General features: G+C 62.8%; 5 protein-coding genes and 1 pseudogene. All 6 read right to left on the reverse strand.

The features are described 5' to 3' along the window. Nucleotides 1-108: 108 nt before the first annotated feature. Complete coding sequence (wecC, locus tag VCB98_RS10850) at nucleotides 109-1,368, reverse strand: UDP-N-acetyl-D-mannosamine dehydrogenase (RefSeq protein WP_346052468.1); 1,260 nt, start codon at nucleotides 1,366-1,368, stop codon at nucleotides 109-111. Next, nucleotides 1,358-2,494 (reverse strand): non-hydrolyzing UDP-N-acetylglucosamine 2-epimerase, encoded by a 1,137-nt coding sequence (gene wecB, locus VCB98_RS10855; RefSeq protein ID WP_346052470.1) that lies wholly within the window; start codon nucleotides 2,492-2,494, stop codon nucleotides 1,358-1,360. Before wecB ends, wecC begins: the two co-directional genes overlap by 11 nt. A gap of 196 nt (nucleotides 2,495-2,690) precedes the next feature. Then, nucleotides 2,691-4,529, reverse strand: coding sequence for a glutamine--fructose-6-phosphate transaminase (isomerizing) (gene glmS / locus VCB98_RS10860; protein WP_346052472.1), 1,839 nt, complete (start codon nucleotides 4,527-4,529; stop codon nucleotides 2,691-2,693). Nucleotides 4,530-4,680: 151 nt separating this feature from the next. Continuing rightward, a pseudogene (locus tag VCB98_RS10865) lies at nucleotides 4,681-4,773 on the reverse strand (UTP--glucose-1-phosphate uridylyltransferase); the annotation flags it as partial. Nucleotides 4,774-5,503: 730 nt separating this feature from the next. Further along, on the reverse strand, nucleotides 5,504-5,710 hold the full coding sequence (locus VCB98_RS10870; protein ID WP_346052474.1) for a hypothetical protein: 207 nt from the start codon (nucleotides 5,708-5,710) through the stop codon (nucleotides 5,504-5,506). Beyond that, nucleotides 5,694-6,251 carry a nucleotidyl transferase AbiEii/AbiGii toxin family protein gene (locus VCB98_RS10875; protein ID WP_346052476.1) on the reverse strand — a complete coding sequence of 186 codons (558 nt, stop codon included), beginning with the start codon at nucleotides 6,249-6,251 and terminating at the stop codon, nucleotides 5,694-5,696. Before VCB98_RS10875 ends, VCB98_RS10870 begins: the two co-directional genes overlap by 17 nt. Nucleotides 6,252-6,347 lie beyond the last annotated feature (96 nt).

Raw genomic sequence — 6,347 nt, forward strand, 5'->3', positions numbered from 1 at the left:
CCCTTAAAATAAGGCCAAATATACAGTGAATATTTTTCCGGCCTTCGCCTGAAAGGCACGACTACCTCCCATGGGACAGCACAATTCCGTAAGCCTTACAGCGCACCATCATTGAAAGATATTTACAAAATCAAGAAACCGCCCCACTTCCAGGCGCCTCCCTTCCAGATGATGTGCTAGCGCGTCATGACGAACCAGGACCGCGGTTACATCTGCACTTTCTAATGCAGCATCCATATCGACGAGCTCCACATTCGCTAGATCGCAAAGGGGAGCGGGCAATGAGTTTGCATGCGGCTCTACAACAAGGATTTTTGCTACGCTTTCCTTCGCCAAGGATTCGACGACACGGAGCGCGGGGCTTTCGCGGAAATCGTCCACATTGGGCTTGAACGCCAGGCCCAGGCAGGCGATGACGGGCTGCCTGGCGCCGTTGAGCTTGTCCTTGATGCGCTTGACGCACCATTCGGGCTTGTATTCGTTGACCTCCCGGGCGGTCCGGATAAGGCGCGAGCTTTTCGGGTCCTGGGAAACGATGAACCAGGGATCGACGGCGATGCAGTGACCGCCGACGCCGGTGCCGGGCTGCAGGATATTGACCCGGGGATGGCGGTTGGCAAGCTCAATCAGCTCCCAGACGTTGATGCCGTGGCGGGCGCAAATCACGGAGAGCTCATTGGCAAAGGCAATGTTGACGTCGCGGAAGCTGTTTTCCACCAGCTTGCACATCTCGGCAGTGCGCACATCCGTGCGGACCAGTTCGCCCTGCACGAAGGTGGCGTAGACCGCGCTGGCGGCCTCGGCGCAGGCGTCGGTCATGCCGCCGATGACGCGGTCGTTGTCGACAAGCTCTCGAAGAACCTGGCCGGGCAGGACGCGCTCGGGGCAGTGAGCGATACGGATATCGGACTGCTCGCCATCGGTGTGCGGGAAGCTCAAGTCCGGACGTTCCTCGGCCAGCCATTGGCACATCTGTTCGGTGGCGCCCACCGGGGAGGTGGATTCCAGGATGACGGTATTGCCGGGCTTCAAGACCTTGGCCACATTGCGGGCGGCCGCCTCGATGTAGGAAAGATCCGGCTGGTGGCCCTCCTTGAAGGGGGTGGGAACCGCGATCATGAAGGCATCGGCCGGCTGGGGCTCGGTATAGGCGGTGAGCTTGCCGTCGGTGACCGCACTGCGCACGGCGATATCCAGATCCGGCTCGACGATATGGATCTCGCCCTTGTTGATGGTATCCACCACGGCCTGGATGACATCCACGCCGATAACCTCCACCCCTCGCGAGGCGATGACGGCGGCCGTGGGCAGGCCAATGTAACCCAAACCAACTACAGATACGCGTTCAATTTCCCGTTCAGTTGCCATGGCGCGTCAATACTCCCTGAATGATTCTCGGACAGGCCACACCATCCCCGTAGGGATTGTGGGCGTGACTCATTTTCTGATAGGCCTCGTCGCTGTCCAGCAGCTGACTGGCGGATTCCACGATCCGTGCCCGGTCCGTGCCTACCAGGTGCACGGTGCCGGCCTCGAGCGCTTCGGGGCGCTCGGTGTTGTCCCGCATGACCAGCACCGGCTTGCCCAGCGAGGGGGCTTCTTCCTGGACGCCACCGGAATCGGTGATGATCAGGTGGGCGCGGGTCATCAGAAACACGAAGGGCAGGTAGTCCTGCGGATCGATCAGGTGGACATTATGCCGGTCCGAGAGGGTTTCCCGCACCGGTTTTTGCACATTCGGGTTGAGGTGGACCGGATAGACGATCTGCACATCATCGCGTTCGGCCAGGTCAGCCAGGGCCTGGCAGATCCGGCGGAAGCCCTCGCCAAAGCTCTCCCGGCGGTGGCCGGTGACCAGGATCAGACGCTTGTCGGGATCCAGGAAGGGGAAGCGGCTGGCCAGGTCCTGGTGCAGGGACCGGTCTTCCTCGATTCGGCGGGCGACATCCAGCAGGGCGTCGATCACCGTGTTGCCGGTCACCACGATGTCATTGCGCTCCACTCCTTCGGCCAGGAGGGATTCCCGGGCCCGGTCGGTGGGGGCAAAATGCAGATCGGCGATGCCGCCGGTAAGCTTGCGGTTGAGCTCTTCCGGCCAGGGCGAGTAAATGTTGCCTGTGCGCAGGCCGGCCTCAACATGGCCGACGGGCACTTTGGCGTAGTAGGCGGCCAGGCTGCCTGCGAGCGTGGTGGTGGTATCGCCGTGGACCAGGACGCGGTCGGGCTGCTCTTCATTCAGCACATTACGGAGCCCGGTCAGCACCCCCGCGGTGATGTCTGTCAGGTCCTGCTGCTTTCGCATGACGTCCAGATCGTGATCCGGCTTGATGTCGAACAGATCCAGGACTTGATAGAGCATTTCCCGGTGCTGGCCGGTTACACAGACCCGCGAGTCAATCGCGGCTTCCTGTTCCAGGGCCTTGACCAGTGGTGCCATCTTGATGGCCTCCGGGCGTGTACCGAAGACAGTCAGAATTCTTAGCTTCTCAGTCATGTTCTTATCGCTTTGCCTGTCCGTGGTGGTTCAAGGGCGGCCGCACCCTCCTGTGTGGGACCGAAGACCTGTCAGTGCCCCGCAGGGCAATTCGCCAGTTTACGGGATCGATACCCGGCTGATAACGCGGGGCGGCCCGTTTGGCGACCTTTTCAGCATTGTCCTACATGCCCGCGACAAACAAGGTCGCTGTTTCCTACTCCACCGTGACCGATTTGGCCAGATTTCTTGGCTTGTCCACGTCCGTCCCCCGCAGGACCGCCACGTGGTAGGACAGGAGCTGCAGGGGGATGGTGTAGAGCGCCGGGCGGGTCAGCTTGCTGACACCGCGCGGCAGGATCATGACGTGGCTGTGCTCGTCGGCCTCGAAGCCGGTGTCCTCGGCGGCGAAGATGATCAGGCGCCCGCCGCGTGCGCGGACTTCTTCCAGGTTGGAGCGGACCTTCTCGCTGAGCTCGTCGTCCGGGACCAGGGCGATGATGGGCATGTGCTCGTCCACCAGGGCCAGGGGGCCGTGCTTGAGCTCGCCGGCGGCGTAGGCCTCGGCGTGGATGTAGGAGATTTCCTTGAGCTTGAGGGCCCCTTCCATGGCCACCGGGTACTGCGCGCCCCGGCCCAGGAACAGGGCATGGCGGTTGTCCACCAGGAGCTCGGCCAGACGTTTCAGGGGCGCGTCCAGGTCCAGGGCGGCCTCGATCTGGGCCGGGAGCTGGCGGAGATCGCGGACCAACTCGGCCTCTTGTTCCGGGCTGATCTGCTCGCGGGCCTTGCCGAGGGCCAGGGCGAGCATGGCGAGGGCGGCCAGCTGGGTGGTGAAGGCCTTGGTGGAGGCGACACCGATCTCGGGGCCGGCGCGGGTCATGAGGGTGAGGCCGGCCTCCCGCACCAGGGAGCTTTCCGGGACATTGCAGATGGCCAGGGTCTCGCGGTAGCCGCGTTCCTTGGCCATGCGAAGTGCCGCCAGGGTGTCGGCAGTCTCGCCGGACTGGGAGATGCAGACAAAGAGGTGATCCTTGGGGACCACCGGGTTGCGGTAGCGATATTCGCTGGCGATCTCGACGCTGACCGGGACGTTGGCGAGCTGCTCGATCTGGTAACGGGCGATCAGGCCGGCGTGGTAGCTGGTGCCGCAGGCGATGATGTGCACGCCTTTGATATTTTCAAAGGCCGCTTCGGCCTTGGGGCCGAAGGCGGCGGCGAGGAGGCGGTCCTCGGTCAGGCGCTCGGCCAGGGTGTCGGCCACGGCCCGGGGCTGCTCGTGGATTTCCTTGAGCATGTAGTGGCGGTAGTCGCCGCGCTCAACCGCGTCGGCGGAGAGCTGGCTTTCCTTTTCGGGGCGCTCGACGGTGTTGCCGTCAAGATCGAAGATCTTGAGGGTTTCACGGCGGATTTCGGCCACATCGCCCTCTTCCAGGAAAATGAAGCGGCGGGTGACGGGCAAAAGGGCGGCCACGTCCGAGGCGATGAAATGTTCACCGATGCCAAGGCCAAGCACCACGGGGCAGCCCTGGCGGGCGGTGATCAGACGCTCCGGATCGCGGCGGTCCATGACCACCAGGGCGAAGGCGCCTTCCAGGCGATTGACGGTCTCGCGCACGGCTTCGAGCAGGTCGCCGCATTGGGCCATCTTGTGGTGGATGGCGTGGGCGATGACCTCGGTGTCGGTCTCGGAGTCGAAGTGGTAGCCGGCCTCGATCAGCTCGGCGCGCAGGGCCTGGTGGTTTTCGATGATGCCGTTGTGGACGATCGCCAGCTCATCCCGGGAGCAATGGGGATGGGCATTGTGCTCGGCCGGCACGCCGTGGGTGGCCCAGCGGGTATGAGCGATGCCGGACAGGCCCTCGTGGGGCTGACCGTTTAGAGCCTCGACCAGGTTTTCCACCTTGCCCACGGCCCGGGTACGCTGGATCTCGCCGCTGCCGTTCATCGCGGCAATGCCGGCGGAGTCATAACCCCGGTATTCCAGGCGGCGGAGGCCTTCAATCAGTACCGGCATCACGTTGCGTTGGGCGACGGCTGCAACAATTCCACACATTGCGGTTTATCCCCTAAATCAAGCTGAAGTGGATTCCATTCTCTTCCGCTAGGCCGCTCTATCCGACGACTGAAGCGGATCGGGCAAATCGGACGACAATGCCATGTCGCCGGGTGAGAATCCAGTCTTAGCCGGTGCCATTGGTCAGCAGTAGCAGTCTCTTGGGGCTGGCTGTGGTGGCGGGCAGAAAACGGGTGCCGAGGCCGGCTACGGGAAAGACGGCCTTGCGGATGGGTGCTGTCATGAGTCTTGCTCCCCCTGACGTCCTGTCAGTGTGTCCATGTTCTATGAAATTTATGTTCGGATCCGTCAGTCCCCCCACGGCTGACGAGCTTGGTGAGTATAGGCAATGTTTCGGCTTGTGGGTAGGGCTTGACGGGGGTGGTTTTTGGCGGGTTTACAGGGGTTTGGCGGGATTTTGCCGGGTTTGGGGAGAAGGGGGCATTGGGTGAGGGAAAGAGTGAGGGGGTTAGGGGTTAGGGGTTAGGGGTGGGGAGTTCTGAGTTCTGAGTGCTGAGTGCTGGGGGCTGGGGGATCCCCCTCTGTCTCCCCCTTCCGAGCGGAGCTCGCAAGGGGGAGGACCTTGTTGATGGCTTTGGGGGTGGATTTTGGTGACTGTGCCTTCGAGGGGCACTCCCTCTTGCCGCCGGAGGCGCTGAGGCGCGGAGGTGTTAACGGCTAGAGCCGGCAACCCGATCATTGCTCAATCACGCGGTTCGCCGCCTGGAGGAGCGTCTCTCAGCCTAGCTTCCTAAATCAGGCTTGAATGAATCGCATACGCAAAAAGCCCTTTTCAGGGCTTTTTTTACTCTCGGGGGCGCTTGTCGATTCCGCCACTTTCGGTGTCAAGTTGCCCGGGATCGCGGATGAATCCGCGCCTCCGGCCGGGCTGTGCCTGGCTGGCAAGGGGGTGGGGGTTTCGATGGCTGCTCTGGGAAGTCGAGGCTGAAGCCTCTCCCACAGGAGGGGGGCTATTAGAGCTTCCAGTTGTTGCCGCGCATGGGGCGGAAGGGGGCTGGGCGGTGGAAGCGGGCCGCCTGGGTGGCGAAGCGGATGTAGCGTAGGCGAGCTTCGGGGCTGGGGGCGACGAAGCGCTCGTCCTCGTCTTGCGGCGGCTGTTCCACTGGCCGCTCGGCGGCTTCGCGGAGTTGGCGGCGTTCTTCTTCAGTCAGCCTGGCCATGCCATGCCTCCAGTATCTTGAGCTGGTCCTGCTTGTTGAATAGGGCGAGATAATCGGCAATCAGTTCCCAGTCCGGTGCCCTGCCCTGGTGTTTGGCTGCCTGGAGCAGCAGGCGGATGTCGAGCCAGTCCTCGTCCGCCCGGTTCGGGTCATTGGCCGCGGCCTGGATCTTGAGACCGATGAGGTCTTCTGTCTGCAACACCGGGATGCTCAAGCCGGGGCCGGCTTCCATGCGTTCCGCTCGCTCCAGCATGGAAAGAGAAGGCCCACGGAAGGCGTGCAGGATATCGATGCGGCCGAATTCGTCGGTCTCCGCCCGGTAGTGGGAGACATTCTCGGAGTGAAAGATCCGTTGATAACCCAATGCCGTGAGGATGGCGTGGGCCCGCTCAAGGTCCTGCAGCAGCAGGAGGAAATCCAGGTCCGCGGTGGCGCGCTGGACGCCGCGCATGGCCAGGGCGAAACCACCGATCAGCGCATAGTGGATGCCGTCCCGGGACAGGGCCTCGCTGAGCCGCTGAAGTACCTTGAGAAAGTCCATAGGCAGGGAGTTTAGCCTGTTTCGGGGGGCAAGGGACAAGCGGGAGGGCGGCGCAGGGGGCCAGCTGCCGTGGGAGCGAATTCATTCGCGATTTAA

This window comes from Natronospira elongata (genome assembly GCF_034931365.1).
In the GTDB taxonomy this organism is placed as follows: Bacteria; Pseudomonadota; Gammaproteobacteria; order Natronospirales; family Natronospiraceae; genus Natronospira; species Natronospira elongata.